This window comes from Sphingobium sp. RC1 (assembly GCF_059738765.1).
The window spans coordinates 1,086,819-1,112,653 of the sequence record NZ_AP027306.1; the positions used below are offsets into that span (position 1 = coordinate 1,086,819).

Here is a 25,835-nt window from a genome sequence, read left to right on the forward strand (position 1 = left end):
TCAGGAAAGGAGCCGCTAATGTGGATCGATCATGGCGCGATGGTGCTGGTTGCCGATGGGCGCAAGATGCTCTTCTTCCGGAACAAGGGTGATCGCATGGTCCCCAATCTGGAAGCGGAAACGGTGAAGCGGCAGGACAATCCCTATGATCGGGATCAGGCGTCGGACGCGCCCGGCCGCTCGATCAATTCCGTCGGCAGTCAGCGCAGCGCAATGGAACAGACGAATTTCCATGAACTGGAGGAAACCCGTTTTGCCGTCGAAGCGGCCGAACTGCTAAAACGGCGCGCCCTCTCCAATGAATTTGAAAAACTGATCGTCGTCGCGCCTCCCGCAGCTTTGGGGGAGATGCGCAAACATTATCACAAGGAAGTCCAAAGCCGCCTGGTGGGCGAGATTGCCAAGGATCTCGCCAACCACCCCGTGCCGGAGATCGAGAAGATCATCGCTCAGAGTTGAAGGCGCTTTTTTGAACGAAGAAGGGCGGCTCCCCCACGAGCCGCCCTTCTCCCCCCTCGGTGACCTGCCCCCGCGGGTCACCCTCAACCCGGTTCTTATCCACTCCGTCATCCTGAACTCGTTTCAGGATCCATGTTGCCTCTGCACGCCGTCCCTGCGTGGGGAGAAATGGATCCTGAACCAAGTTCAGGATGACGGCAGTATAAAGACCGTAGCCCTCAGCCCTGAACCTTGCGCTCCGCAAAGCGCCGCCGCGCCATCAGCGCCACCGCTCCCGCACCGAACAGCAGGACCATCGGTGGCGCGGGCACATCATGGCCGCCACTGCTGCTGGACCCGCCCGAGCTGCTGGACGACGTGGACGAGGATGTGCTCGATGACGTCGAACTGGACGAGGACGTGCTTGACGATGTGGAAGAGGAGGTTGAGCTGGACGTCGATGATGACGAGCTGCTCGTCACGTTGCCGCTCGACGTCGATACATTCCCGCTCGAAGTCGACACGTTGCCGCTGGATGTCGAGACATTCCCGCTGGAGGTCGACACATTGCCGCTCGACGTGGACACGCCACCCGTGGAGGTCGATACCCCTCCGGTCGAAGTCGAAACGCCGCCCGTCGTGGAGCTGGTCGAGCTGCTGATGCCCCCGGTTGAGCTGCTGGTCGATGAAATGACGACCGATCCGCCGCTGCTGCCACCGCCGCTACCGCCGAAGAAGCCGCCGATGAACCCGCCGCCGCCAAAGCCGCCGCCGCTCGCCATCACCACAGGAACGCCGCCACCGCCCGACATGATCGGCATTTCAGCAGCAGCCACCGGCGCGGGCAGGGGGATGGGCGCCGCATGCGTCGTCACCGACACGGTCTGCGGTGCGCAGGATACCGTCCTCACTACCTTGCGCTTCACCGTCCGCACGGCATAGCGCTTGGGCGCGGCCTTCACGCTCTTGTTGCTGTGGACCCCTGCCGGCCGGGCGCTCTCGGCGACATGGACGGCACCCCCGCCGATGATCGCGCCACCGCATGTGCAGGCGCATAATTTGGCCAGTGCCATCCGTACCGACATAGCTATCCACTCTTGTTCGTCTTCAAGCTTCTGGCCGCGTCAGTTGCCTTCTGAGACCCGGAAGCTGTTTCCTGCCCTGTAACAAGACAAGATAACCGCTAAACTTCAACGCCATTAACCTTGAATATAGGCTATAAGTTGGTGATGGATATAGAACAGCGCCAATCTTCATGGTTAACGTCTCGTTTTGATACAGAGTGAGTTAACGGCGGGGCTTGAGTTATTCTTTGTGGTCGATGCCGTCGATCGCGCGCGCAAACCGTTGGGACGTGGCGCTGCCAGCCGTTGCAAATTCTCGCCGCCCGGCTAGCTCTCTTGAATGCGCGCTTGTGTCGCCCCGCGCCGCTCGTTATTAGGCGCCGTCAATCATAAGTCACGGGCTACCGGCCCTTTTGAACCGGAGCCCTCGAGTCGGAGAGCCAGATGGCATCGGTCCTGAATTCCGATAAAGACGGCCATAATCCGCCGAAATCGGCTGTTACACTTCCCCCCGACTATCGTCCTTCGCCCGACGAAGAGTTCATGAATCCCCTCCAGCTTGAATATTTCCGCCAGCGGCTCTGGGACTGGAAAAAACAGATTCTGGCTGAGGCGGAAGGCACGCTGGCCGTGCTGCAAAATGAACCCTTGCGCGAACCCGATCTCAACGACCGCGCGTCGAGCGAGACGGACTGGTCGATCGAACTGCGCACCCGCGACCGCCAGCGCAAGCTCATCTCCAAGATTGACGCCGCGCTCCGCCGCATCGATGAGGGCGAATATGGCTATTGCGAAGTGACCGGCGAACCCATTTCGCTCGGCCGCCTCGAAGCCCGTCCGATCGCGACCATGACTGTCGAGGCGCAGGAGCGTCATGAGCGGCAGGAAAAGGTATCGCGCGACGATTAACGCTTTATCCACCGGTCGCTGGCAATGTGCCCCCAAATAAACGGGTCATTGCAAGGGATTGGGCATGGATAGCGATCAGGAAATGGCGGAACGGGGACCTGCTCGGTCAGGCCCGCGGGACAGCCTGTTCCTGCTTACCAATCTGACAACGAACGAAGGCACGCCGCTCGGTCGCGCCCGCGTGCGCAACCTGTCGGCGACCGGCCTCATGGCCGATTGCGAACGGCCGGTGCCTTCGGGTGCCGACATCCTGCTCGAACTGCGCGGTGTCGGGCGGGTCAGCGGCCGGGTCGTCTGGGCCAAGGATGGCAAGATCGGTATTGCATTCGATCATGAGATCGATCCCCAACTCGCCCGCAAACCCATAGCCTCCGGCGCCGCCCACCGCGCCCCCTCCTATCTGCGCCTACACCAGATAGGCCGCTGACCAAAACGCGTTCTTCTCGCCATTTCCTTCACGAAAAAACGCGCCGCCTCCCAGCGCCGCGTCAATCCCGATTGTCCGGGAAATAAGGGCGGAGCCGCGTTTCGCCGCGGCCCCATGCCCTCAATCTCAATGCCGGATCAATTCCGCGACATTTCCTCTTTCACACGCAACTTCTGCTTCTTGAGCGATGCAACCAGGATCGCGTCGGGCATAGGCCGACTCGTCTCTGCCTTAATCCGTGCATCAAGCCCGGCATGCTTGGCTGAAAGAGCTGAAATGTGGCTGTTTTCCATGACATTCTCCTGATGAGGGTGATGGACGAACGAGTAGATCATGATTCGCCCCGCCTGTCTTTCCGGAATCGGTGCTTTGCGATGGGGCGCGTGCAAATTTGCGATGGTCCGATAGTGTCCGGGGAGTTATCAGGATGCTGTCCGCAACATGGCCGAGAAAGTGGGTAGTGGGTGAGCCGGGAAGACATCATGCGACGGCTGGAACTGCTGCGAGTCGAACATCGCGATCTTGACGGCGCCATCGAGGCGCTCGTGGACGCGGGAGGGCGCGACCAGATGCAGATCGCCCGCCTCAAGAAACGCAAGCTCCGACTCCGCGACGAGATCGCGCTTTTGGAGGATGCGCTGGTGCCGGACATCATCGCCTGACGGCCCCTGCGTGCGATTGTTGGTTAACAACGGCCCTGAATGATACAATCTGCCCCCAGATGGCTGCATCGGGACTGACAAGCAGCCGCTTTTATGTCAGTGATTCGGCCTATGTCTCCTGCTGTCACTCTGGACCGTGGCTTGCATCGGCGTCTTGTCGATGGCCTCTATCTTGAAGCCATGGTTATGGCCGATGAGGCGCGCGCCTATTTCGACCGCCGTGATATGACGGAAGCTGAGATCGAAGATCCCCTCCGCCGCGTCTCGTTCGCCTGCGAATCCCTCAAGGTGACGACCCGGCTCATGCACATCATCGCCTGGCTATTGAGCCAGCGGGCGTGGCAGCGGGGCGAGTTATCAGATGCCGACCTGATGGACGAGAAATACCGGCTGGGCCGTGCAACGGAAACCGACCCGGATATTGCGGCAGCCTTCCCCTTCGCAGCCCGCGCCTTGATCGAGGCCAGTCAGGAACTGTACGGGCGCGTCGCGCGCCTGCAGGACAGGATGGACCATATGGCTCGTCCGCACGGACGTGTGGACAACAGCCCCGCTCGCGCCTTGATGGATCGCCTGAACACCGCCTTTTGAGGTCGGCTTGTGAAAGGCATTTCGTCGCTTCTTCCTGCGGAGGATCATCGTACGGGCTGGCGCTTCCTTTCCCAAATGGGCTAGACCGTTGATATGAACACGGGCTTGCGGACTTTTCGCCGCGTATCAGCCATGTCGCAAGCCTCCCGGCTTTTGATCCTGCCTCTGCTTTTGGCGGCTCCTGCCGTGCATGCGCAAATCGTCGAACCGTCGGCGGATGTGGTTGACCAGGATCTTCCCCTGGACCCCATGCCTGACCTGGGCGTGGCATGGCCTGACCTGGGGCAGCCCGACGCGGTTGCGTCACTGCCTCCCGATCCGGCGGATACCCCCGACCTTGCTGATGATGCCACAAGCCCCGCGCTTGATGTCGATTTGCCTGATGAAGCCGCGGCCTTCGCGGATTCGGGCGAAGAAAAGCATTATTCTCTTCAGCTTAATGGTTTGGACGGGATAGCGGACACACAGTTCGACAGCCGCTTCAAACAATTGTCCGTGTTGCGGGAGGGGGAAGGGAAGCCCGCAAATCTCGCGCAGATAAACAGGCGGATCAAGGAAGATAGCGAACTGCTCGACCGGCTACTGCGCGCGAAGGGCTATTATGCGGCCCGCGTTCGTAGCGCCATTTCGGTTTCGCCTGAGAAGGAAGGCAGGCTGGCCGTGCGGTTCGATATAGTGCCGGGGACGCGCTATCTGCTTTCCTCGGTCGATCTCCAGGGCTTGGCCGAAGCAGGCGAGCAGCAGGCGAGGCTGCGTGAAGCTTTCCCTCTCCATGCGGGCGATCCCATCGATGCCGACGCGATTCTGGCGGCGCAGGCTTCTCTTTCGCTCGCTATGAGCGAAAATGGCTTCCCGTTCGCACAGGTTGGCGAGCCGGAGGTGCGGATCGATCATGAAGAACGTAAGGGTGATCTGGATATCATCGTGACCCCGGGTGCCTACCGAACCTTTGGATCGGTCATCCTTAAGGACAACAAGCTGTTCAACGCGCGTCATGTGGAGAGCATCGCCCGCTTCGAGCGTGATGATCCTTACAAGGCGTCGGATGTCGAGGATTTGCGAAGCGCGATCGTTGCCACCGGTCTGGTATCGTCGGTCACGCTGACGCCCAAAGACGCTGGTGACGGGAAGCATGTCGATCTGGCCGTCGATGTCCGGCCCGCGCCACTGCGGACCATTGCTGGCGAGTTGGGCTATGGCACTGGCGAAGGCTATCGCGCCGCCGTGAGTTGGCAGCACCGCAACCTGTTTCCGCCAGAAGGCGCCGTCACATTGCGCGGGGTGCTTGGGACGCAGGAACAGACCGCGTCCTTCACCTACCGGCGCAACAATTTCCGGGAGCGTGACCATGTGCTGACGGGATTGGTGTCGATCAGCAATATCAAGCGGGATGCCTATGACGCCCGCACGATTACCCTGTCGGGCGCGCTGGAACGGCAAACCAACATATTGTTTCAGAAAAAATGGGTCTGGCGCGTTGGGGCGGAACTGATCGCTTCGGATGAAAAGGATGCTTTCAGCGGCGGCAACAGGCGAACCTTCCTGATTGGCGCGGTTCCGCTCAGCCTCACTTATGATGGCAGTGACGATCTTTTGAACCCGAGCCGGGGCTTTCGGTTAGGCGGCCGATTCAGCCCCGAATTGTCCTTCCAGGACGGGACCTTCGGCTATTCCCGCGTCCAGCTGGACGGCAGCGTTTACCAGCCTGTGAATGAACGGATCGTGCTGGCGGCGCGCGCCCGCTTCGGTACGATCCTGGGGTCCACGGTTGATCAGATCGCGCCGTCGCGGCGCTTCTATGCCGGTGGCGGCGCTTCGGTCAGGGGCTATGGCTATCAGGATATTGGCCCGCGCGATGCGAACAATGATCCGATCGGCGGCAAAAGCCTTGCTGAATTCTCACTGGAAACCCGCGTTCGTTTCGGGAATTTCGGCATTGTGCCATTTGTGGATGCAGGCAATATCTCCACCAGCTTCCTGCCACGTTTTAAAGACATGCGCATCGGCGCGGGCATGGGGCTGCGCTACTATAGCAGCTTCGGCCCGATCCGGATCGACGTCGGCACGCCATTGAACCCGCAGAAGGGTGATCCGCGGGTGGCCGTATATGTCTCTCTCGGGCAGGCCTTCTGATGGCCCAGGATGAGGTACAGCGGCCGCAGCGGCGTCATCGGGCCTGGGATGGGCGATGGCAGCGGTGGATAGTTGGCATGCTTGCCCTTCTTCTGGTCGCAGCGGCGGCGGCGCTGGTGTGGCTCGACACTTCTGCCGGGCACCGCTTCCTGGTTGCGCGTGTTGAAAAGATCAGCCCGCCGTCCGGCTTGCGTATCCATGTCGACCGGATCGAAGGCAGCATTTACCGCCGCGCCGTCCTTCATGGCGTGACGCTGTCCGATCCCAAGGGCGCCTTTCTAACGGCTCCGCGCATAGAACTGGATTGGTGGCCGCTGGCCTGGCTTTCAAACCGTCTCGACATTGACCGGCTGAACATTCCCGTGGCGACGCTGCACAAGCTGCCACGCCTTAACCCCGGCAAGCAGAAGGGGCCGATCCTTCCCGGCTTTGACATCCGGTTGATGCAGTTCTCGGTAGGCCGACTGATCATAGCCGAAAACATCAGCGGGCGCGTGCAGCAGGCGACGATTTCCGGTGACGCCGACATACGTGACCGAAGAGCGGTCATCGACCTTTCCGCGCGGGTTCTGGGGCAGGAGGATGCGATCAACCTCGCGCTCGACAGTCGCCCGGATGATGATCGGTTCGACCTGGATGTCACCGTCAATGCGCCCGCTGGCGGCGTCCTGGCGACCATGGCCGGGTTGCGGCAGGACGGCAACCTGCGGATTCGGGGGGAGGGCAGCTGGACACGCTGGGACGGCAGGCTGGCGGGTACGCTGGACAGTGATCCTGCGGTCGACATGGTGCTTGCAGCCCGCAGTGGCATCTATTCCGCGACTGGATCGGTCGAAGCATCGGCCATAGCAGGAAAAGGGCTGGTACAGCGTCTAGCTTCGCCGCGCCTTTCGCTGGAGGCGCATGGGGAGCTGAAGGATCGTGTGCTGGACGGCAAACTGTCCCTGCGTTCTGAAGCGATCGCGCTGAGTGCTGATGGTGCCCTCGATCTGCGTAACTCCGCATTTGATAATATGCTGATCGATGTGAAGCTTGCGCGGCCCCAAGCCTTGCTGAAATCCATGCGGGGCCGCGACGTCACCGCGCGGGTGCGGCTGGATGGTGCCTTCTCCAGCGTCGGCTACGAATATTTGCTGAGAGCCAGACAGCTTGCGTTCGACCGTACGGTGATCAGCGATGTGCGCGCAGAGGGTAAAGGACGCAAGGTCGGCAATGGGCCGTTGCTGATTCCCCTGCACCTGCGTGCGCGGCGGCTGGATGGGCAGGGCGACCTTGTCGAGGGCATCATCCGCAATTTCGTGCTGGATGGCGTGTTGCAGGTCAAGGGGCAGCAGCTCCTTACCAATCCCATGCCGATCCGGTCGGACAAGCTGAGCGGCAAGCTGGTCATGCTCGCCGACCTCAGGACCGGTCGTTATGATTTCGGTCTGGATGGACAGATACGCGGCCTTGCCATTCGTGGTCTCGGCATCGTGGATCTGACGTCCAAGCTGCGGGCAGTCCCCGGAAAAAGCGGCGCGTTCAGTCTCAGCGGCACGGCAATGGCGCGCATGCGACGGTTGGACAATAGTTTTCTGCGGGGCCTGGGTGGCGGCCTGCCGGTGGTGAAGAGCAATCTTTCCCTTGGCGCCGACAAACGCCTGATGTTCACGGGGCTGCGTCTGGAAGCGCCGTTGCTCAGCCTTTCGGCTGATGGGTATCGGCGGCCCGATCGGAGCTTCCATTTTGAAGGCAGCGGCACGCACAAGCGATATGGACCGGTACGCCTGACGCTTGACGGCAGGATTGAGCAGCCGACGATTGACCTGCTGCTTCACCGGCCCCTTGATGCATTGGGCGTCGCCGACATGCGCGTGCATCTGGTCCCGGACGACGCCGGGTATCAATTCACAGCTCTAGGTGGATCGACGCTGGGCGCCTTCAATGGCGAGGGCCAAATCCTGTTGCCGCGCGGTGCTCAGGCGGTTGTGAGGGTGGCGAAGCTCGCCGTGTCGGGAATAACCGCCAGCGGTGATCTGCGTCCTGTGACGGGCGGCCTTGAAGGGCAGCTGAATGTCGCTGGCCCCGTCAATGGCAGCATCGCCTTTGTCCCCGTCAATGACATTCAGCAACTGGTCCTGAAGCTCGACGCCACGGATGCCAGCTTCGATGGCCCCACGGCAATCGCGGTACGTCGCGGCAAGCTGGATGCGACGGTTCTGCTCGATCCCGCCGGGACGTCGATCAATGCCGTGGCGCAGGCCAGAGGTTTGCGGGTAGGTGGCATCCTGATCGGCAGACTGGCGGCCAATGCCGATCTGACCGGCGGGCGTGGAACGGTGAAGGCCAGTCTTTCGGGCCAGCGCGGCCGTCTTTTCGACTTGCAAGGTGAAGCGCAGGTCGAACCCGACCGCATCCGCATCGCGGCGCGAGGTATGGTGGACAAGCGAGCGATCCGGCTGACGCGGCCTGCGCTCCTGACCCGCAGTGCTGACGGTTGGCGACTGTCCCCGGCGACCATCAGCTATGCCGGCGGCTCCCTGCAATTGGGTGGAGAGCTAAGCGGTCTGACGACGCGCATCGAAGGTCGTGTGCAGAAGCTGCCGCTTTCCCTGCTGGATATTGCTTATGATAATCTGGGCCTGGGCGGCACCGCCACAGGATCGCTCAGCTATGTGCATAGCCGGGGGGGCATGCCCACCGGGAAGGCGGAACTACGCGTGCGCGGCCTGTCGCGCTCTGGATTGTCGCTCAGTTCCCGGCCCGTCGATGCCGGGGTGAACGCAGTTCTGACCAATGACCGGCTTGCGGCGCGCATGCTATTCGCCGCCGATGGCCAGACTATTGGGCGGGCGCAGGTCTTGTTGACGCCGCTTGGCACGCAAGGAAGCCTGATCGATCGGTTGAACCGGGCGCCTCTATTCGGTCAGCTGCGATTCCGAGGGACTGCGGATACGCTCTGGCGCCTGACCGGGGTGGAGATAGTCGATATCTCCGGCCCCGTGAGTGTCTCCGCCGACGCGCGTGGTACGCTCGGCAACCCCTTAATTTCCGGCGCGCTCGCGACTGACACGGCATCAATCAACAGCGCTGTGACCGGTATGCGGCTGCATAATGTGAAGGCGCGTGGACGGTTTTCAGGCGCGCAACTGGTCATGTCTAGTTTCACCGCCAATGCAAAGAATGGCGGAACGGTAAGCGGGACGGGCAGCTTCACCTTCGCAGGAATTGCCGGGGTCGGCATGGACTTGCGTTTGCAGGCGGACGATGCCGCGCTGCTGGACCGCGATGACATAGCCGCTACGGTCACCGGCCCGATCACCTTGCGTTCGGACGGCGTCAACGGAACCATTGGTGGCGACCTGCTGCTCAATCGCAGCCGTTTCACCTTGGGCCGTGCAGCCGCAATCGCCCAGATTCCGGAGCTTCGCGTCACAGAGGTCAATCGTAACGGCGAAGAGGTCGAACGGCCCCGCACAAATCGGCCGTGGGCTCTTGCCATCAAGACGCGGGCGCGTAATCGCCTGACGGTCACAGGTTTGGGCCTTGATAGTGAGTGGCGCGCCAATCTGGATATCGGCGGCACCGTGACCAGTCCTGCAATCTCCGGCACGGCAGAGCTTGTTCGTGGAGGTTACACCTTCGCCGGGCGCCGTTTCGAACTGCGTGAGGGCAAGATTCAGTTTGATGGTCGCACGCCAACGAATCCCACGCTCGACATCGATGCGGAAGCCAACGTCAACGACCTCACCGCGATGATCCATGTGGGTGGTACAGGTCTCAGGCCCGATATCAGCTTCACCAGCGTGCCCGCCCTGCCGCAGGACGAACTGCTTTCACGCATATTGTTCGGAACATCGATAACCAATCTTTCCGCGCCCGAGGCGTTGCAACTCGCCTCGGCCGTAGGATCGCTCCAGGGTGGCGGAGGGCTTGATCCGATCAACGCAGTGCGCAAGGCTGCCGGACTTGACCGGCTGCGCATTATCGCCGCCGATCCTACGCAGGGGCAGGGGACCTCAGTTGCGGCCGGAAAATATCTGACGCGCAAGACCTATGTTGAACTCATTACCGATGGCCAAGGCTATTCCGCGACGCGCATGGAATATCAGGTCACCCGTTGGCTTTCTCTGCTGGCGTCGATTTCCACTCTTGGTCGGGAAAGTGCAAACGTCCGCGTATCCAAAGATTACTGACCTTCCCTGCTTCCTGTTCGTTGCCAAAATACCACAATTTCAGCTGTTTATCTCAGGTTCATGAAACCATTGCCTGCCGTGGGACTTCCACCACTTCCTCCTCAAGGAGGTGAGTGACAATGGAGTATCCTATGCGGAAAATAATGGTCGCAACCCTGCTGGCTGGATCGGCCGTCGCGTCTCCTGCCCTGGCACAGGATGCCGGCGCCACTTTCACCGGTCCAAGGGTCGAAGCGATTTTGGGCTATGATCATACTGGCGCGGGCAGCAGCGTGGACAATGACAATAGCAAAGATGACCAGTCCATCGACGGGCTGCTATATGGCGTAGGCGCGGGCTATGATGTCAATCTCGGCAGCGCAGTCGTAGGTGTCGAGGGCGAATTCACGGATTCAACTGCCAAGAGCAGCAGAAACCCATTCACCAGCCAGTTCGGTTTCGGCCGTGTCAGCCAGGGCCGTGACCTGTATGTCGGCGCCCGTGCTGGCATACTCGCCAGCCCCAACACCCTTGTCTATGTGAAGGGTGGCTACACCAACACCAAGCTGAACGTGCTTGCAGGCGACACCGACGAAACAACCGATACCTCCTTCAAGCTCGACGGCTGGAGGATCGGTGGCGGCGTGGAACGCGCCTTCAACCAGAATATGTTCGGAAAGCTGGAGTATCGCTACTCAAAATATGACAGCGCGCACATCGACTTCATGAATGGCGCGACGAGCAGCGAATTTGACATCGATACCGATCGTCATCAGGTCGTGGCCAGCGTAGGCTGGCGCTTCTGACGGGGCGGGGGGATCGGCTTTGCTGATCCCCCATCACGTCTTTCCCGCTATAATGTCGCTTCGATTTCCCGCGCGGCCATGTCGGGGTTTTCCGCGAGGCTGATTGGCCGTCCCACAACAAGGATTGATGCGCCCCGATCCAGTGCTTCCCGAGGTGTGACCGCGCGCTTCTGATCACCCAGGGCGCCGCCTTGCGGCCGGACGCCGGGCACAACGAAAAAGCCGTCCGGCCAGGCACGTTTGGCTAGCGCGACTTCTTCCCCGGAACAGACGATACCGTCCAGGCCGGCACTGCGCGCCAGGTCGGCAAGCCGCGTCACCTGATCCTCAGCCTTGCCGCCAACCCCGATATCCATAAGGTCGCTATTATCCAGGCTGGTGAGTACGGTTACCGCGACGACCTTTGTATTGACGCCCGCAGCTGCTTTTGCATCCTCCAACATTGCTCGCCCGCCCGCCGCATGCACGGTGAGGATTGCTGGTTCGAGGCCATGGAGCGCCTGAACGGCCTTTGCGACCGTATTCGGGATATCGTGCAGCTTCAGGTCGAGAAAGATCGGCAGATCGAATTTCATCATTTCCCGCACGCCGTGATGGCCATGTGCACAGAAGAATTCGAGCCCCAGTTTCAACCCACCTACATGTCCGCGCACACGCCGGGCCAGATCCTGGGCTTTGGTGAGGTCGGGCGTATCAATGGCGACGTAAATGGGGCTGCTCATGCTGTTCCTGTAGCGGGTAGGGAAGGAGAAGAAATGGGAAGGTCGTCGGCGATGCTGGCAGGCGGTAAGGTGGGAGCAGCGGTGGCGGTTGCCGCGATCAGCGCCCGCTCCGTGCTTTCCAGTTTCCTCTTCATCCGCCAACGCGTGGTGCGGGCCATGATCCAGAAGGGAACGGCGCCCACCAGGAAGGCGATGAGTATGGGGAACCAGATACGCGTCTCCCACACGATGTCGCCCCATACCTTGATTTCGGTAGGCCGGTTGTTCGCCTTGCAGAACAAGGCAATCGCGACGGCCAAGACAACCCAGAAGGCAGTCCGCAGGAATTGCATTCGGCATGTCCTCTAGCTGATAATCGAACCAGCTTAGGCCATTTCGGCGTAGTTCGGAAGCGCCTCGTCGGATTTGCTGGTGTCGGGAGGGCAGAAAGTCGCTCCACTGCATGCCGGAACCCTTGTGCCCGCCTGCGCATTTTCCTTGCGGCAAGGAGGTTCAGGACATGGCGGCGCGCGCATATTGGCAGGGGCAAATCAGGTTGGCCCTCGTGTCCATTCCCGTCGAAATCTATGCGGCGACCAAGTCCGGCGCCCAGATAGCCTTCCATCAGATTCACGAGCCCAGCGGCAAGCGCGTCCGCTACGAAAAAACGGTTCCGGGCCTCGGTCCGGTCAAGCCAGAGGACATCGTGAAGGGCTATGAAGTCAGCAAGGGCGACTATGTCTTGCTTCAGCCCGAGGAGATTGATGCGGTCAAGCTGGACAGCAAGAAAACGCTCGAACTCACGCAATTTGTGGACGCTGACGAGATCGACGTCCTCTATTATGAGCGACCCTATTATGTCGTGCCTGCGGATGACCTAGCCGAAGAAGCGTTCATCGTCCTGCGCGAGGCATTGCGGCGCGCGAAGAAGGTTGGACTGGGCCAACTGGCGATGCGCGGCCGGGAATATATCGTTTCGCTAAAGCCTTGCGGACGAGGCATGGTGCTGGAGACTCTTCGCTATGCCGATGAGGTCAATCGTGCCCAGTCCTACTTCCGCGAAATTGAGGATGTGAAGCCCGATCCGGAACTGCTCGACCTTGCCGAAGCGCTCATCGAAAAGAAGACCGCGCCCTTCAAACCCGACAGCTTCCACGACCGCTATGTCGATGCGCTTGAGCGGCTGATCGAAAAGAAGAAGAAGGCCAAGGGGCGCCGCATCATCGAGGATGAGGATGAGGCTCCGGTCAAGCGCAGCGGCAATGTGATCGATTTGATGGCGGCGCTAAAGAAATCCGTCGATACCGGGACGAAAAGCACGCCCGCCAAGAAACCGGCCGCGCGGCGCACCGCCAGCACCAAGGCTACCACGCGCAAGCGGGCCTGACTTATGGCCGAAGCCGACCCCCTTAAGGAATATAACCGCAAGCGCGATTTTACTCGAACGAAGGAACCGGCGGGAAAGCGGACGCGCACCAGCGGCAACAGCTTCATCGTGCAGAAGCATGATGCCACGCGTTTACATTATGATTTCCGACTGGAAGTGGATGGTGTCCTGAAAAGCTGGGCGGTGACACGCGGCCCTAGTCTTGACCCCGCCGACAAGCGTCTTGCCGTTCGCACCGAAGATCATCCGTTATCTTACGCGAGCTTTGAAGGCGCGATCCCAAAGGGCGAATATGGCGGCGGCACCGTGATGCTCTGGGATGAGGGCACCTGGGAGCCGGTCCCCGGGAAAAGCGCGAAGGACCTGGTGAAAGGACATCTTCACTTCGTTCTTCACGGCAAGCGAATGAAAGGCGAGTGGCTTCTGATCCGCCTGAAACCCCGGCCCGGCGAAGGGAAGAGGGAGAATTGGCTGCTCCGAAAGATCGACGATGCCTATGCTGGCCCCGCCGAGGATTTGGTCGGGCGGGAATTGACCAGCATCAAGAGTGGCAGGACCATGGGCGAGATTGCCGCCAACGCGCCAGCGATCTCGCTAAAGGGCAAGCGCGGAAAGGCTTTCGATGCCGCTATGGACGAAGCGAAGAAGGCGACGCCGGTTCAGCCTTCCGCCAAGCGCCGCCGACAGGAAAAAGCACCACCATTTCACGCGCCGCAGCTCGCTACGCTGGTCGATGCCGTCCCCACGGGCAATGGATGGCTGCACGAGATCAAATATGACGGTTATCGCAGCTTGATCAGTGTTTCCGGCAGCCGCGTTCAGCTGTTCACGCGCACCGGTCTCGACTGGACTGACCGCTTCGCGCCGCTGGCGAAGGAAATAGGCGCCATGAACCTTCCCCCCATGCTGATCGATGGAGAAATCGTCGCACTGGGAGCCGATGGAAACCCGGACTTTTCCACATTGCAGCAGGTGTTGAAGGGCGAAGGCAAGGGCGCTCTCCACCTCTTCGCCTTCGATCTTCTTTCACTGGAAGGAGAGGATCTGACATGGCAGCCCAACATCGCCCGTAAGGAAAAGCTAGCGGCTCTGCTGGGTCAGGGTAGCGCGCATGTGCATTTTTCCGATCATATTCTGGGCGCTGGCGAAAAGCTTTTCCGGACGATGTGCGAGGCCGGGCAGGAAGGCATAATCTGCAAGCGAGCGGATGCTCCTTATCGTGGCACCCGAACGAAGAACTGGCTCAAGGTCAAATGCACCCGTCGGCAGGAATTTGTCATTGTTGGATGGACTCCCAGTTCCGCAAGCGGCCGCGCGATCCGTAACATCCTTCTAGCGCAGAATGATGATCAAGGACTCGTCTACGCGGGCAAGGTCGGCACGGGTTTCAATGCGCGGAACAGTGATCAACTGCTTCGCCAACTGAAGGCACGAGCCCGCCAATCCCCTGCCTTGAACGTACCACGCAGCGAAACTCGGGGCGCCAAATGGGTGCGCCCTGACCTGGTGGCCGAAATCGCCTTTGCGGAGTTCACCAGCGACAATGTCGTGCGCCACGGCAGCTTCCTTGGGCTTCGCGAGGACAAGAAGGCGGGTGAAGTAGCTCGGGAGAAGGTGATGGCTGTGCCTGAACAGGAAAGCGGCGTTCATGTCTCAAACCGCGAACGGCTGATCTTTCCGGAGGCGAAGGTGAGCAAGGGGCAGTTGGCCGACTATTATGAAGCGGCCGGGGCGATCATGCTGCCCTGGATAGCGCACCGTCCGATCAGTCTGGTGCGCTGCCCACAGGGAAGGGCGAAGAAATGCTTTTTCCAGAAGCATGACAGCGGCAGTTTTGGAGACCATGTGAAGCACGTCCCCATTCGCGAAAAGGACGGCGACGAGCAGGATTATCTTTATGTGGAAGACATTGATGGGCTGGTCGCTTGCGTTCAAATGGGCACGATTGAATTCCATGGTTGGGGTTCCCGGGTGGAAGATGTCGAAAAGCCCGACCGGCTGATCTTTGACCTCGATCCGGACGAAGGCCTCGACTTTGAGGATGTGAAGAAGGCCGCCCGCGACATTCGCCGCACGCTTGAGGACATAGGGCTCACCAGCTTTCCCATGTTGTCCGGTGGAAAGGGCGTGCATGTGGTTGTCCCGCTTACGCCTGAAGCCGAATGGCCGCAGGTCAAGGATTTTGCCGACCGCTTCGCAAGAGCGCTCGCCGCCGCCGAACCCGATCGTTTCACGGCAACGATGAGTAAGGCCAAGAGGAAGGGCCGGATATTTATCGACTGGCTGCGCAATCAGCGGGGCGCTACGGCAGTGCTCCCCTATGTCGTCAGGGCGCGTGAGAATGCTCCGGTGGCGGTGCCCGTCAACTGGAACGAACTGGAGGATATTGATCGGCCGGGGGCTTTCACTATCGCGGACGTGGATGAATTGGTCGCCCGGGCGGCATCACGAGAGATGCGGGGATGGGGAGAAGCGCGGCAGACGTTGCCCGATTATTGAACTGATATCTGACAGCTATCTTTTCTCCGGCGCGGGCTTGTTGCATAAGCCGATTCACCATGACCAAGTCCGACAAAGACGCGCCCGACGCGGGCGCCCCCGAACAGGCAACAGAAGCAAAGCCCGATCTGGCAACGGCTGCCCGAAAGACAGCGGGCCGAGGCGTATGGATGGGCACCGCAGTCGGCATAGGATCGGCCGCTATCGTTGCAGCGCTTCTGTATACCAATAAAAAACGCGGCTGATTGATTGGTCTAAAAGGGAGGCGGCATGGCCTTCGCTCCACGCCGCCCCATGCTGTGACCCATAGACCGGGTTCTTGTCAGCCTAGATAATAGTGCGAGGCGATTAAGCAGCGCCGCGGCTCAGATAGGTGATGAGTTCGGGCTTGCTTACGGACGTGCTTTTGTCCGCATCGGCTGTCTTGAATGCGCCATCAGCCCAAATTGTGACGTCAGCGGCGGATAGTTTTTCACCGCTGCTTTTCATCTCCTGATCCTTGAGTGCAACCATCCAACGCGAAAACTCGGCCTTGTCGAGTTGTCCGTCTCCATTGGCATCATAGGCCGGGAATTCGCTATCGACGATGGACGCGACGGTATCGGCCGGTGTCGCCGCCGGGCTTTGAGGAGATGTGCTCGCACCTGCCTGTGGGCTGTCGGGCACAGAACCAACCTGTCCGACAGCCGGAACGGCGGCAGACAGCGCAAATGAAAATATGAGGCCGCGTAACATCACTTTCTCCCTCGGCAGCGGTAGAGCGGGTCAGTTGCTCGATAGCTTGACCCATGAATACATGAGTGACGACCGCGTTTCCTGAATATCCATTCAGGCTCGGCAATTCGCCTTTGAAACTGGCTCATCCCGTCCTTGAACGCTGCGATATTCGGGGTAAAAAGTTACTGGTACAGACGCGCGAACCCAATTGAGGGCGCGATTTGCCCTTGAATGGCTGGACTGCTAGGCGGCGCGCGAACTTTTATCAGCAATCAGGATTCGTTCGATGGTCCCGCGCTACGCCCGCCCGAAAATGACAGCTCTCTGGGAGCCCGAGGCTCGATTTCGCATTTGGTTCGAGATCGAGGCGCACGCCACCGAAGCGCTCGGTGAATTGGGCGTGGTGCCCCAATCAGCTGCCAAGGCGCTGTGGGACTGGTGGGCGACCAACCCGACCATAGACGTGCCAGCGATCGACGCCATCGAGGCCGTGACCAAGCATGATGTCATCGCCTTCCTGACCTGGGTTGCTGAGCAGGTCGGCGACGAAGCGCGCTTTATGCATCAGGGCATGACCTCTTCCGACGTGCTGGACACCTGCCTTGCCGTGCAGCTTTCCCGCGCGGCCGACATCCTGATCGAGGATCTGGATCAACTGCTCGACGTCATCAAGCGTCGCGCGTTTGAACATAAATTGACGCCGACGATTGGGCGCAGTCACGGCATTCATGCCGAGCCGGTCACTTTCGGTCTCAAGATGGCCGAGGCCTATGCCGAGTTCAGCCGGTGCCGGACCCGCCTCGTCGCGGCGCGTGAGGAAATTGCGACTTGCGCTGTTTCCGGCGCGGTCGGCACGTTCGCGAATATCGATCCGCGTGTCGAAGAACATGTCGCGGCCAAGTTGGGGCTGGCGGTCGAACCTGTTTCGACCCAGGTCATTCCCCGTGATCGCCACGCGATGTTCTTTGCCACCCTGGGCGTTATTGCAAGCTCGATAGAACGGCTGGCCGTCGAGGTCCGGCATCTGCAACGCACCGAAGTGCTGGAGGCGGAGGAGTATTTCTCCCCCGGCCAGAAGGGCAGTTCGGCAATGCCGCACAAGCGCAATCCCGTTCTGACTGAAAATCTGACGGGCCTTGCGCGCATGGTGCGCAGCTATGCGCTGCCCGCGATGGAAAATGTCGCCCTGTGGCATGAGCGCGACATCAGCCATTCGTCGGTTGAACGCTATATCGGTCCTGATGCTACCATCACGCTCGACTTTGCCCTGGGCCGTATGACCGGCGTTATCGACAAGCTGCTCGTCTATCCCGAACGCATGATGAAGAACCTCGACAAGATGGGTGGTCTTGTTCATTCGCAACGGGTGTTGCTGGCGCTGACGCAGGCGGGCGTTTCGCGCGAGGACAGCTATCGCTATGTCCAGCGCAACGCGATGAAGGTCTGGGAATCGGACGGCCAGCTTTCGCTTCTGGAACTGCTGAAGGCCGATCCGGAAGTATCCGCAGCTCTTACCGCTGAGCAGATCGAAGAGAAATTCGACCTCGGCTATCACTTCAAGCAGGTGGACACCATCTTCCGCCGAGTGTTTGGAGAAGCGTGAGGGGCGGTCGAAAGCTCATATGATAGAAGGGCGCGGAAACGCGCCCTTTTTTATGTTCTGTGGTAGAATACTACAGGCGATCGGCAGCAGCGCATATTGCGCGGCTGACGCCTTTATGGCTTTTGATATGAAAAAAATATGGTCGGGGAGAGAGGATTCGAACCTCCGGCCCCTGCCTCCCGAAGACAGTGCTCTACCAGGCTGAGCTACTCCCCGACCGATAGCGGCATTGCTTGCAACGCCGCTGGGCAGGCGGGGTCTATAGAGGGGGCTTTTCGGGCTGGCAAGCGGCTGGGCGCGCTTTTTTTGACATGGTCAGAGCAGGCCTGCCGCGCGAAAGCTGAACTGGTCCGCGGTGCCCCGGATTATATGATCGGCGAGCTTGACCTCCATGGGCCGGAAGCGGCGAGCGATGGTTCGTGATAGGCGAATGTCGCTCCAACATGGATAGGGGGAGCGCTGGCCGGGGCGCTGCTGTTCGATTGTCAGCCAGTGGCTTTCGCGCAGCAGCAGTTCCTGCACGATGCAACGCCAATCTTCATTGCCATCCACGCGGTGCACGGGGCGCCAATCATCGTCGAGGAGCAAAAATTGCATGTTTGCCGTGATAGTCATCGCAACAAGATGCGGCCGGGCCGATCAGTGATCACGGCCAACTGTCTCCACTGTGGAGGGGAAGGCGGGTAGAATGATCCGAAGCGAAAGCAAGATTGGCTAGCGGCTGTTCGCTCGGCTAAAGCGGGGCGGCGAGTTTGGAATCGTCCCAGCAGGAAAGAACCCCCGTTGACCAATACCGTCATCCCGGCCGAAGCGCATTACGAACAACAATATCTGGACCTGATGCGCCGTATCTGGACGGAGGGGGACGAGCGGATCGACCGGACGGGAGTGGGTACGCGATCTCTGCTGGGTGCGAGCATGCGTTTTTCGCTGGCCGATGATGCGGTGCCGTTGCTGACGACCAAGCGCGTTTACTGGAAAGTCGCGGCGCGGGAGATGCTGTGGTTCCTGACGGGCGACACCAATATCCGCGAGCTTGTGCGCCAGGGCGTGCATATCTGGACCGACTGGCCGCTGGATGCCTATCGCAAGGCGACGGGCGAGGACATCAGCCGGGACGATTTTGAAGCGCGGATCGTCGAGGATGCGGGCTTTGCGAGGCAGTGGGGCGATCTGGGGCCGGTTTATGGGGCGCAGTGGGTGAACTGGCCGCGCTATGAAGTGGTTGGTGACGGGCTCTTCCGGCGGGCGGAAAAGGGGCATAACCAGATTGCGGAACTGGTCGAGGGGATCAGGAACAACCCGGGATCGCGGCGCCTGCTTTTTACCGGGTGGAATGTTGCGGAAGTGGCGCAGATGGCTCTGCCGCCTTGCCATATGACCTATCAGTTCCAGGTGGCGAATGGGCGGCTCAACGGGCTGCTGTTCCAGCGCAGTTGTGACCTTGGCCTTGGATTTGCGTTCAACATTTTCGGGCTGTCGATGATCACGCGGATGTTGGCGCAGCAATGTGATCTGGAGCCGGGGGAAGTCGTCTGGCACGGTGGGGACGTGCATCTTTATCTGAACCATGCCGCACTGGTTGAGGAGCAGATTAGCCGGAAGCCGGAAGGCGCGCCGAAGCTGAGGATAAAGAAGCGGCCGGAAAGCATTTTCGATTATCGGATCGAGGATTTCGAAGTGGTGGACTATAAGCCGCAGAGTCACATTGCGGCGCCGGTGGCGGTTTGAATTCAAGAAGGAAATAGCGGGAAAACGGAACTCTTGCTTTCGGCGAGCGTTGTAATATAATAATTGCATCAAGCAATAATATTGCAAATGCGAGTAGGAGGCAGGATGGGCGACCGGAACGGTTCGGGCGCTGGAAAGGCCGGAACTCAGAGCGGCCAGAATGCCGGAGAGCAGCTTTCGGCGGACGGCAGGAACCTGCCGCCATTGCGGTTGCATGTGCCGGAACCGCAGTTTCGGCCCGGCGATGAAGCCGATTTCGGTCATTTTGACATTCCCCCCGCCGGAACCTCGCGCAGGCCCGATGAGGCGGCGGACGCGGGTACGATGCGGGAAATGGCCTATGACCTTGTCCGCGTGCTGGATGAGGAAGGGCGCGCGGTGGGGCCGTGGGACCCAAAGCTGCCGTCCGAGATGCTGCTCCGCATGCTGCGCGGCATGGCGCTGACGCGGGCGTTCGACGGGCGCATGTTCCGGGCGCAGCGGCAGGGCAAGACCAGCTTTTACATGAAATCGACCGGCGAGGAGGCAGTGTCGATCGGCGCGGCGGCGGCGCTGGCGAGCGATGACATGTGCTTCCCCAGCTATCGCCAGCAGGGGATATTGATCGCGCGCGGCTGGCCGCTTGTGGACATGATGAACCAGATCTATTCGAACAAGGGCGACCGGCTGAAGGGGCGGCAGCTGCCGATCATGTATTCGGCGCGGGAAGCGGGGTTCTTCTCTATCTCCGGCAACCTTGCCACCCAATATCCGCAGGCCGTGGGCTGGGCCATGGCGAGCGCGGCACGGGGCGACACGCGGATCGCGGCCACCTGGTGCGGGGAAGGATCGACGGCGGAAGGGGATTTCCATTCCGCCTGCACCTTTGCCAGCGTCTATCGTGCCCCAGTGATCCTGAACGTCGTCAACAACCAGTGGGCGATCAGCAGCTTTTCCGGCTTTGCAGGCGCGGAGGCGACGACCTTTGCAGCGCGGGCGATCGGCTATGGCATCGCCGGGCTGCGGATTGACGGCAATGACGCGCTGGCGGTCTATGCCGCGACGCGCTGGGCAGCGGATCGGGCGCGGGCCAATCATGGGCCGACGCTGATCGAGCATTTTACCTATCGGACTGAGGGGCACAGCACGTCCGATGATCCGAGCGCCTATCGGTCGGCCGACGAGGGGAGTCACTGGCCGCTGGGTGATCCGATCGCTCGGTTGAAGCAGCATTGCATCGCGGTCGGCATCTGGGACGAGGAACGGCAGGCGGCGATGGACAAGGAACTGGCCGAGCAGGTGCGTGAGGCTGCGAAGGAAGCGGAGAAAAACGGGATTTTGGGGCATGGGCTTCATCAGCCGATGGAGAGCATGTTTGAGGATGTGTTCGAGGAGATGCCCTGGCATCTGCGGGAGCAGCAGCGGCAGATGCTGGATGAAGCTAAGGCGGCTGGGTTGTGAGGGGGGGCGGGTCGTTTTTCCTCTCTCCTTTAGGGGAGAGGATAGCGGAGCTTGCTGGCTTGCCAGCTAGCGGAGTTTGGAGAGGGGGATGGGGTAGAGTTCCCCCTCTCCCAGCTTCGACTAGGCAGCAAGCTGCCAAGTCTGCGCAACCCTCTCCCCTGAAGGGGCGAGGGGAATGAGCGCCCCGCGCCAGATGAGCATGATCCAGGCGATCAACAGCGCTCTCGACGTGATGATGGAGCGTGACCCCGACGTCGTCGTCATGGGGGAGGATGTCGGTTATTTTGGCGGCGTGTTCCGCGCGACGGCGGGGTTGCAGAAGAAATTTGGCAAGAACCGGGTGTTCGACACGCCGATCACCGAGACCGGGATCATCGGCGTCGCGGTGGGGATGGGGGCCTATGGGTTGCGGCCGGTGCCGGAAATCCAGTTTGCCGACTATATCTACCCCGCGCTTGATCAGTTGGTGAGCGAGGCGGCGCGGCTGCGTTACCGGTCGGCGGGGGAGTTTATCGCGCCGATGACGGTGCGGTCGCCCTTTGGCGGCGGGATTTTCGGCGGGCAGACGCACAGTCAATCTCCCGAGGGCATCTTTACCCATGTTTCGGGGATCAAAACGGTGATTCCCTCGACCCCCTATGATGCCAAGGGGCTGCTGATCGCGGCGATCGAGGATAATGATCCGGTGATCTTCTTCGAACCCAAGCGCATTTATAATGGGCCGTTCGACGGTCATTATGACCGCCCGGCGAAAAGCTGGGCGGGGCATCCGGGCGCGATGGTGCCGGAGGGCTATTATCGCGTGCCGTTGGGGCAGGCGCGCACGGTGCGGGAGGGGGAGGCGCTGACCATCCTCTGCTATGGCACGATGGAACATGTGATCGAAAGCACCGTCACGGAGATGGGCGTGGACGCGGAGATCATCGACCTGCGCACGCTGGTGCCGCTGGACATCGAGGCGATCGAGCAGTCGGTGAAGAAGACGGGCCGCTGCCTGATCGTGCATGAGGCGACGCGGACCAGCGGTTTTGGCGCGGAATTGAGCGCACTGGTGCAGGAGCGCTGCTTCTATCATCTGGAAGCGCCGGTGGAGCGGGTGACGGGTTTTGACACGCCCTATCCGCACAGTCTGGAATGGGCCTATTTTCCGGGGCCGGTGCGGATCAGGGAAGCGATTACGAAGATCATGAGGGATTGAGCCATGGCGCTGTTCACGTTCAGGCTGCCTGACATCGGCGAAGGCATTTCCGAGGCGGAGATTGTCGGCTGGCATGTGAAGGTCGGGGACCGGGTGGAGGAAGACCAGCCTATCGCCGACATGATGACTGATAAGGCTACGGTCGAGATGGAGAGCCCGGTCGCGGGTGTGGTGAAGCGGCTGGCCGGGGAGGCGGGTGAGCAGGTCGCGATCGGCGCCATGCTGGTGGAGATTGAGGTCGAGGGTGAAGGGGAGGTCGCTTCCGAAGAGGAGGTGCCGATGCCTTCGGTGGAGGAGATTGCGGCGGAGACGGCGGGAGCACGCGAGGTAGCGGGTTCGTCCGTGAACGGGATTGTTTCTTCGGTTGAGCGGGTTGGAGCGGCTGAGAAAAAGCCCCAAGAGTCCTCTCCCCTTCAGGGGAGAGGGTTGGGAGAGGGGGAGCCAGGCGAAGCGCTCGCGTTACAGCCCCTCTCCCCAGCCTCGCAGGGAGTCACGCGCCTCCCTGCGACCCCTGAAGGGGAGAGGGAGCAGGGCGGTACGCGTCTCCCAGCTCTCCCTAAAGGGGAGAGAGAGCAGGTGCTCGCATCCCCCGCCGTCCGTGCCCGCGCCAAGGAATTGGGGATCGACCTTTCCCAGGTGAAGCCTACCGGCGATCATATCCGCCATTCGGACCTCGACGCTTTCCTGCTTTACGGCGCGGGGCAGGGCTATCGGCCTGCGGGGCACCGCGCGCGGCGGGAGGATGAGGTGGTGAAGGTCATTGGCCTGCGCCGCCGGATTGCTGAAAATATGGCGGCGTCAAAGCGGCATATTCCGCATTTCTCTTATGTGGAAGAGATCGACGTCACCGAGCTGGAGCGGATGCGCGAGCAACTGAATGGCGAGCGTGGGGATCGGCCGAAGCTGACCATGCTACCGCTGTTGATCGTGGCGATTTGCCGGGCGCTGCCGGACTTTCCGATGCTGAACGCCCGCTATGATGACGAAGCGGGCGTGGTGACGCGTTTTGGCGCTGTGCATATGGGGATTGCGACGCAGACGGACGCGGGCTTGATGGTGCCGGTGATCCGGGACGCGCAGGATCGGAATATCTGGCAATTGGCGAGCGAGATCAGGCGGCTGGCCGAGGCGGCGCGTTCGGGCAAGGCCAAGGGGCAAGAGCTTTCGGGATCGACCTTGACGCTGACGTCGTTGGGTGCGCTGGGCGGGGTGGCGACTACGCCGGTGATCAATCGGCCGGAGGTGGCGATTATCGGACCTAATCGGGTGATCGAGCGGCCGGTGTTTCGTGGGCGGGAGGTTGTGGCGGCGAAGCTTATGAACCTGTCGATCAGCTGCGACCATCGGGTAGTGGATGGATGGGATGCGGCGAGTTTCGTGCAGGCGGTGAAGCGGTTGCTGGAGACGCCCGTGCTATTGTTTGCGGAGTGAGAGAATATATGCCCCTCCCTTTCAAGGGAGGGGTTGGGGTGGGTGCGAGCGAAGCGAGCCAGCAACCGATTGAAAAGGCAGAACGCCGCTGGCGCGGCGACCCACCCCCGTCCCCTCCCTTGAAAGGGAGGGGCTATTCTTTGGTTCACCGCATCGTGGCCCTATAACTTAGCCGCGCAGTCTCGCCCGGCGACAGGCGCGTGGGGCTGGTCCAGCGTATATGGGTGATGTCGGCGGGAATGGCCCTGCGAACGCTGCCTAGAGGGGTCGGCAGCCAAAGCTCGTCCAGCCGGCCCCAGCGTTGACCGCCGTCCACCGAAACTTGCATCGACGGATCGGGCGCGGTGAGGAGGGTGCCGCGCGGGATGGCGTTGGTCAGGGCGATACCCTGCACCGGCCCGCGTCCTTCATTCCGGCAGTTGACGACAAAGAGAAGCTGGTCGCCAGGCGCGGCTCGCGAGACGCTGGCAAGGGTGCGGCGGGCTCGGCCGTTGATATCGGTATGGACGCGCTCCACGAACATGTGCGTTTCCATGCGCAGGTTCGTGCGGGCTAGCGAGGGTGGGGACAGCATTGCCCATCCCGCCATGCCCAGCAGCGCCAGTTTACGCATCATCCGTTCAAAGCCCCGATCCCCGTTTCGCTATTGCTTAGGACAGGGGGAACGAAAATTTGGTTAATAGGCCTTAGTCATGTTCGGGCCGATGAATGAAATTGACGGGCTGTGGCGGGCCGGTACACATTGTCGATATGCGGGCAGGATCGATCATTCAGTGACACCTCATGAACAGCTGGAAATCAACCGGCGGCGGGATCGGCTGCTGGCGTCGATCGCGCTGACGACGGGCGTTGGGCTGCTCCTTGCCTTGCCGTTCGCCTTGCGCGAGGGGGCGGAGTTCTTCCTGCCGCTGACGGCGGCGGTCGTGATCGCCATTGCGCTGGTGCCGTTCCTGGAGTGGATGGAGCGGCGGGGTGTGCCTTCGGCCGTGGCGGCGCTGGCGGCGGTGATCGCGTTCCTGGTGGTGGCGAATACCGCGCTGGTGCTGATCGTGGTGCCGGCGGCGGACTGGTTCAGGCTGCTGCCGCAGCGTTTGCCCAAGATTCAGGACAATCTGGCGCCGCTGATCGACTTTTATTCCCAGTTGCAGCATTTCGTTGACGAGACGGTGCAGATGCTGGCGACGGGGCCTGTTGCTGCGGCCCAGACGGCGGCAGTGGATGCGCCGCGATCGCTGTTGCAGTTCGCCGCGACCTCCGCGCCTTCCGCGATCATCCAGATGGTGTTCGCGCTGCTCATCATCTATTTTTTCCTCGCCGGTTGGACGCGGCTGCGGCGGCGGACGATCAACAGCCGGGGCAGCTTTGACGGGGCGATGGCGGTGGCGCGGGTGATCCAGAATGTGGTCGATGCGACATCCGCCTATGTGCTGACGATCGCGACGATCAACCTGTGCCTTGGGCTGGCGGTTGCGTTTGCGCTGTGGCTGATCGGCATGCCTTCGCCGCTGATGTGGGGCGGGATCGTCGCGTTATTGAATTTCGTGCCCTATTTCGGGCCGATGCTGGCTGCGGCTTTGCTGGCGCTGGGTGGCCTCATGGTGTTCGATGATGTGTGGCGGGCGCTGGCGCCTGCGGTGACGCAGATCGGCTTTCATCTGGTGGAGGCGAATGTGATCACGCCGATGGTGCTGGGGCGGCGGCTGACGATGAATCCGCTGCTGATTCTGGTGTCGCTGACTTTCTGGGGGTGGGTGTGGGGGACGCCGGGTGCGCTGTTGGGTGTGCCGTTGCTGATCATCATCCAGACCGTGGTGGCGGCTGCTGGAACCCCGGATATCGCAGGTTTCCTTTTTGAGCGGGGGACGCTGACCGTCGCGCTGCGCGAAGAAAATGACGAGAAAGAAGAAAGTGGCGAAAGAGCCGGTTGACAGGTCCGGCGGTCCC

24 protein-coding genes and 1 tRNA gene are annotated in these 25,835 nt (G+C 61.0%); 18 read left to right on the top strand and 7 right to left on the bottom strand.

Annotation, left to right across the window (positions count from 1 at the left end):
* Positions 1-18 precede the first annotated feature (18 nt).
* The 4 genes from AC6JBC_RS05335 to AC6JBC_RS05350 all read left to right on the top strand — a co-directional run bounded on the left by AC6JBC_RS05335 (position 19) and on the right by AC6JBC_RS05350 (position 2,838).
* On the top strand, positions 19-459 hold the full coding sequence (locus AC6JBC_RS05335) for a host attachment family protein (protein WP_498025791.1): 441 nt from the start codon (positions 19-21) through the stop codon (positions 457-459).
* A 231-nt stretch (positions 460-690) separates the two neighbouring features.
* On the top strand, positions 691-1,380 hold the full coding sequence (locus AC6JBC_RS05340; protein WP_498025792.1) for a hypothetical protein: 690 nt from the start codon (positions 691-693) through the stop codon (positions 1,378-1,380).
* A 566-nt stretch (positions 1,381-1,946) separates the two neighbouring features.
* Positions 1,947-2,411: an RNA polymerase-binding protein DksA gene (gene dksA / locus AC6JBC_RS05345; RefSeq protein ID WP_464779163.1), complete on the top strand. Its 465-nt coding sequence runs from the start codon at positions 1,947-1,949 to the stop codon at positions 2,409-2,411.
* Between the two features lie 64 nt (positions 2,412-2,475).
* Entirely contained in the window at positions 2,476-2,838 is a 363-nt protein-coding gene (locus tag AC6JBC_RS05350) for a PilZ domain-containing protein (RefSeq protein WP_498025793.1), read from the top strand.
* Between the two features lie 137 nt (positions 2,839-2,975).
* Here the strand turns inward: AC6JBC_RS05350 and AC6JBC_RS05355 are convergent, their stop codons facing one another.
* Positions 2,976-3,131, bottom strand: coding sequence for a YdcH family protein (locus AC6JBC_RS05355; RefSeq protein ID WP_464789128.1), 156 nt, complete (start codon positions 3,129-3,131; stop codon positions 2,976-2,978).
* A gap of 189 nt (positions 3,132-3,320) precedes the next feature.
* Here AC6JBC_RS05355 and AC6JBC_RS05360 point away from each other — a divergent pair, with 189 nt between their 5' ends.
* The 5 genes from AC6JBC_RS05360 to AC6JBC_RS05380 all read left to right on the top strand — a co-directional run bounded on the left by AC6JBC_RS05360 (position 3,321) and on the right by AC6JBC_RS05380 (position 11,184).
* Positions 3,321-3,500, top strand: coding sequence for a YdcH family protein (locus tag AC6JBC_RS05360; protein WP_464779165.1), 180 nt, complete (start codon positions 3,321-3,323; stop codon positions 3,498-3,500).
* A 111-nt stretch (positions 3,501-3,611) separates the two neighbouring features.
* Positions 3,612-4,091, top strand: a complete 480-nt coding sequence (locus tag AC6JBC_RS05365) for a DUF1465 family protein (protein WP_196225703.1) — start codon at positions 3,612-3,614, stop codon at positions 4,089-4,091.
* A 93-nt stretch (positions 4,092-4,184) separates the two neighbouring features.
* Complete coding sequence (locus AC6JBC_RS05370) at positions 4,185-6,224, top strand: autotransporter assembly complex protein TamA (protein WP_498025795.1); 2,040 nt, start codon at positions 4,185-4,187, stop codon at positions 6,222-6,224.
* Positions 6,224-10,399, top strand: a complete 4,176-nt coding sequence (locus AC6JBC_RS05375; RefSeq protein ID WP_498025796.1) for a translocation/assembly module TamB domain-containing protein — start codon at positions 6,224-6,226, stop codon at positions 10,397-10,399. Before AC6JBC_RS05370 ends, AC6JBC_RS05375 begins: the two co-directional genes overlap by 1 nt.
* Positions 10,400-10,530: 131 nt before the next feature.
* A complete protein-coding gene (locus AC6JBC_RS05380; protein WP_498025797.1) occupies positions 10,531-11,184 on the top strand; it encodes an outer membrane protein in 654 nt (217 codons plus the stop codon).
* 47 nt (positions 11,185-11,231) lie between these two features.
* On the opposite strand, the gene pyrF is transcribed toward AC6JBC_RS05380, so the two are convergent.
* Positions 11,232-11,906, bottom strand: coding sequence for an orotidine-5'-phosphate decarboxylase (gene pyrF, locus AC6JBC_RS05385; RefSeq protein ID WP_498025799.1), 675 nt, complete (start codon positions 11,904-11,906; stop codon positions 11,232-11,234).
* Positions 11,903-12,238 carry a hypothetical protein gene (locus AC6JBC_RS05390; protein ID WP_498025800.1) on the bottom strand — a complete coding sequence of 112 codons (336 nt, stop codon included), beginning with the start codon at positions 12,236-12,238 and terminating at the stop codon, positions 11,903-11,905. Before AC6JBC_RS05390 ends, pyrF begins: the two co-directional genes overlap by 4 nt.
* A gap of 167 nt (positions 12,239-12,405) precedes the next feature.
* On the opposite strand from AC6JBC_RS05390, the gene ku reads away from it, so the two are divergent.
* Genes ku through AC6JBC_RS05405 form a run of 3 tightly spaced genes read left to right on the top strand, consistent with a single transcriptional unit; the run spans position 12,406 to position 16,016 of the window.
* Entirely contained in the window at positions 12,406-13,272 is an 867-nt protein-coding gene (gene ku / locus AC6JBC_RS05395; RefSeq protein ID WP_498025802.1) for a non-homologous end joining protein Ku, read from the top strand.
* 3 nt (positions 13,273-13,275) lie between these two features.
* Positions 13,276-15,771 (top strand): DNA ligase D, encoded by a 2,496-nt coding sequence (gene ligD, locus AC6JBC_RS05400; RefSeq protein WP_498025804.1) that lies wholly within the window; start codon positions 13,276-13,278, stop codon positions 15,769-15,771.
* A 59-nt stretch (positions 15,772-15,830) separates the two neighbouring features.
* The gene (locus AC6JBC_RS05405; RefSeq protein ID WP_449471522.1) at positions 15,831-16,016 is read left to right on the top strand and encodes a hypothetical protein; all 186 of its coding nucleotides are present in this window, start codon (positions 15,831-15,833) and stop codon (positions 16,014-16,016) included.
* A gap of 103 nt (positions 16,017-16,119) precedes the next feature.
* Here AC6JBC_RS05405 and AC6JBC_RS05410 read toward each other — a convergent pair whose 3' ends face one another.
* A complete protein-coding gene (locus tag AC6JBC_RS05410; protein ID WP_498025805.1) occupies positions 16,120-16,506 on the bottom strand; it encodes an EF-hand domain-containing protein in 387 nt (128 codons plus the stop codon).
* 268 nt (positions 16,507-16,774) lie between these two features.
* Between AC6JBC_RS05410 and purB the strand changes: the two genes are divergently transcribed.
* Positions 16,775-18,091 (top strand): adenylosuccinate lyase, encoded by a 1,317-nt coding sequence (purB, locus tag AC6JBC_RS05415; protein WP_498025806.1) that lies wholly within the window; start codon positions 16,775-16,777, stop codon positions 18,089-18,091.
* A gap of 139 nt (positions 18,092-18,230) precedes the next feature.
* Here purB and AC6JBC_RS05420 read toward each other — a convergent pair.
* Positions 18,231-18,307: transfer RNA gene (locus tag AC6JBC_RS05420), tRNA-Pro, on the bottom strand.
* Between the two features lie 99 nt (positions 18,308-18,406).
* Positions 18,407-18,688 (bottom strand): JAB domain-containing protein, encoded by a 282-nt coding sequence (locus AC6JBC_RS05425; protein ID WP_498025807.1) that lies wholly within the window; start codon positions 18,686-18,688, stop codon positions 18,407-18,409.
* 243 nt (positions 18,689-18,931) lie between these two features.
* On the opposite strand from AC6JBC_RS05425, the gene thyA reads away from it, so the two are divergent.
* From thyA to AC6JBC_RS05445, 4 genes are all read left to right on the top strand, one after another.
* Positions 18,932-19,822, top strand: a complete 891-nt coding sequence (gene thyA, locus AC6JBC_RS05430) for a thymidylate synthase (RefSeq protein ID WP_498026005.1) — start codon at positions 18,932-18,934, stop codon at positions 19,820-19,822.
* 105 nt (positions 19,823-19,927) lie between these two features.
* Positions 19,928-21,262, top strand: coding sequence for a 3-methyl-2-oxobutanoate dehydrogenase (2-methylpropanoyl-transferring) subunit alpha (locus AC6JBC_RS05435; RefSeq protein WP_498025809.1), 1,335 nt, complete (start codon positions 19,928-19,930; stop codon positions 21,260-21,262).
* Between the two features lie 193 nt (positions 21,263-21,455).
* Complete coding sequence (locus AC6JBC_RS05440) at positions 21,456-22,460, top strand: alpha-ketoacid dehydrogenase subunit beta (protein WP_498026006.1); 1,005 nt, start codon at positions 21,456-21,458, stop codon at positions 22,458-22,460.
* Positions 22,461-22,463: 3 nt separating this feature from the next.
* The gene (locus AC6JBC_RS05445) at positions 22,464-23,891 is read left to right on the top strand and encodes a dihydrolipoamide acetyltransferase family protein (RefSeq protein ID WP_498025811.1); all 1,428 of its coding nucleotides are present in this window, start codon (positions 22,464-22,466) and stop codon (positions 23,889-23,891) included.
* A gap of 145 nt (positions 23,892-24,036) precedes the next feature.
* Here AC6JBC_RS05445 and AC6JBC_RS05450 read toward each other — a convergent pair whose 3' ends face one another.
* A complete protein-coding gene (locus tag AC6JBC_RS05450; protein ID WP_498025812.1) occupies positions 24,037-24,507 on the bottom strand; it encodes a hypothetical protein in 471 nt (156 codons plus the stop codon).
* A gap of 157 nt (positions 24,508-24,664) precedes the next feature.
* On the opposite strand from AC6JBC_RS05450, the gene AC6JBC_RS05455 reads away from it, so the two are divergent.
* The gene (locus AC6JBC_RS05455; RefSeq protein WP_498025813.1) at positions 24,665-25,819 is read left to right on the top strand and encodes an AI-2E family transporter; all 1,155 of its coding nucleotides are present in this window, start codon (positions 24,665-24,667) and stop codon (positions 25,817-25,819) included.
* Positions 25,820-25,835 lie beyond the last annotated feature (16 nt).

Bases quoted from the DNA above. Each gene is read 5' to 3' on its own strand.
- AC6JBC_RS05335 (WP_498025791.1), top strand. From the start codon at position 19: ATGTGGATCGATCATGGCGCGATGGTGCTGGTTGCCGATGGGCGCAAG.
- dksA (WP_464779163.1), top strand. From the start codon at position 1,947: ATGGCATCGGTCCTGAATTCCGATAAAGACGGCCATAATCCGCCGAAA.
- AC6JBC_RS05350 (WP_498025793.1), top strand. From the start codon at position 2,476: ATGGATAGCGATCAGGAAATGGCGGAACGGGGACCTGCTCGGTCAGGC.
- AC6JBC_RS05355 (WP_464789128.1), bottom strand. From the start codon at position 3,131: ATGGAAAACAGCCACATTTCAGCTCTTTCAGCCAAGCATGCCGGGCTT.
- AC6JBC_RS05360 (WP_464779165.1), top strand. From the start codon at position 3,321: ATGCGACGGCTGGAACTGCTGCGAGTCGAACATCGCGATCTTGACGGC.
- AC6JBC_RS05365 (WP_196225703.1), top strand. From the start codon at position 3,612: ATGTCTCCTGCTGTCACTCTGGACCGTGGCTTGCATCGGCGTCTTGTC.
- AC6JBC_RS05370 (WP_498025795.1), top strand. From the start codon at position 4,185: ATGAACACGGGCTTGCGGACTTTTCGCCGCGTATCAGCCATGTCGCAA.
- AC6JBC_RS05375 (WP_498025796.1), top strand. From the start codon at position 6,224: ATGGCCCAGGATGAGGTACAGCGGCCGCAGCGGCGTCATCGGGCCTGG.
- AC6JBC_RS05380 (WP_498025797.1), top strand. From the start codon at position 10,531: ATGCGGAAAATAATGGTCGCAACCCTGCTGGCTGGATCGGCCGTCGCG.
- pyrF (WP_498025799.1), bottom strand. From the start codon at position 11,906: ATGAGCAGCCCCATTTACGTCGCCATTGATACGCCCGACCTCACCAAA.
- AC6JBC_RS05390 (WP_498025800.1), bottom strand. From the start codon at position 12,238: ATGCAATTCCTGCGGACTGCCTTCTGGGTTGTCTTGGCCGTCGCGATT.
- ku (WP_498025802.1), top strand. From the start codon at position 12,406: ATGGCGGCGCGCGCATATTGGCAGGGGCAAATCAGGTTGGCCCTCGTG.
- ligD (WP_498025804.1), top strand. From the start codon at position 13,276: ATGGCCGAAGCCGACCCCCTTAAGGAATATAACCGCAAGCGCGATTTT.
- AC6JBC_RS05405 (WP_449471522.1), top strand. From the start codon at position 15,831: ATGACCAAGTCCGACAAAGACGCGCCCGACGCGGGCGCCCCCGAACAG.
- AC6JBC_RS05410 (WP_498025805.1), bottom strand. From the start codon at position 16,506: ATGTTACGCGGCCTCATATTTTCATTTGCGCTGTCTGCCGCCGTTCCG.
- purB (WP_498025806.1), top strand. From the start codon at position 16,775: ATGGTCCCGCGCTACGCCCGCCCGAAAATGACAGCTCTCTGGGAGCCC.
- AC6JBC_RS05425 (WP_498025807.1), bottom strand. From the start codon at position 18,688: ATGCAATTTTTGCTCCTCGACGATGATTGGCGCCCCGTGCACCGCGTG.
- thyA (WP_498026005.1), top strand. From the start codon at position 18,932: ATGCGCCGTATCTGGACGGAGGGGGACGAGCGGATCGACCGGACGGGA.
- AC6JBC_RS05435 (WP_498025809.1), top strand. From the start codon at position 19,928: ATGGGCGACCGGAACGGTTCGGGCGCTGGAAAGGCCGGAACTCAGAGC.
- AC6JBC_RS05440 (WP_498026006.1), top strand. From the start codon at position 21,456: ATGAGCATGATCCAGGCGATCAACAGCGCTCTCGACGTGATGATGGAG.
- AC6JBC_RS05445 (WP_498025811.1), top strand. From the start codon at position 22,464: ATGGCGCTGTTCACGTTCAGGCTGCCTGACATCGGCGAAGGCATTTCC.
- AC6JBC_RS05450 (WP_498025812.1), bottom strand. From the start codon at position 24,507: ATGATGCGTAAACTGGCGCTGCTGGGCATGGCGGGATGGGCAATGCTG.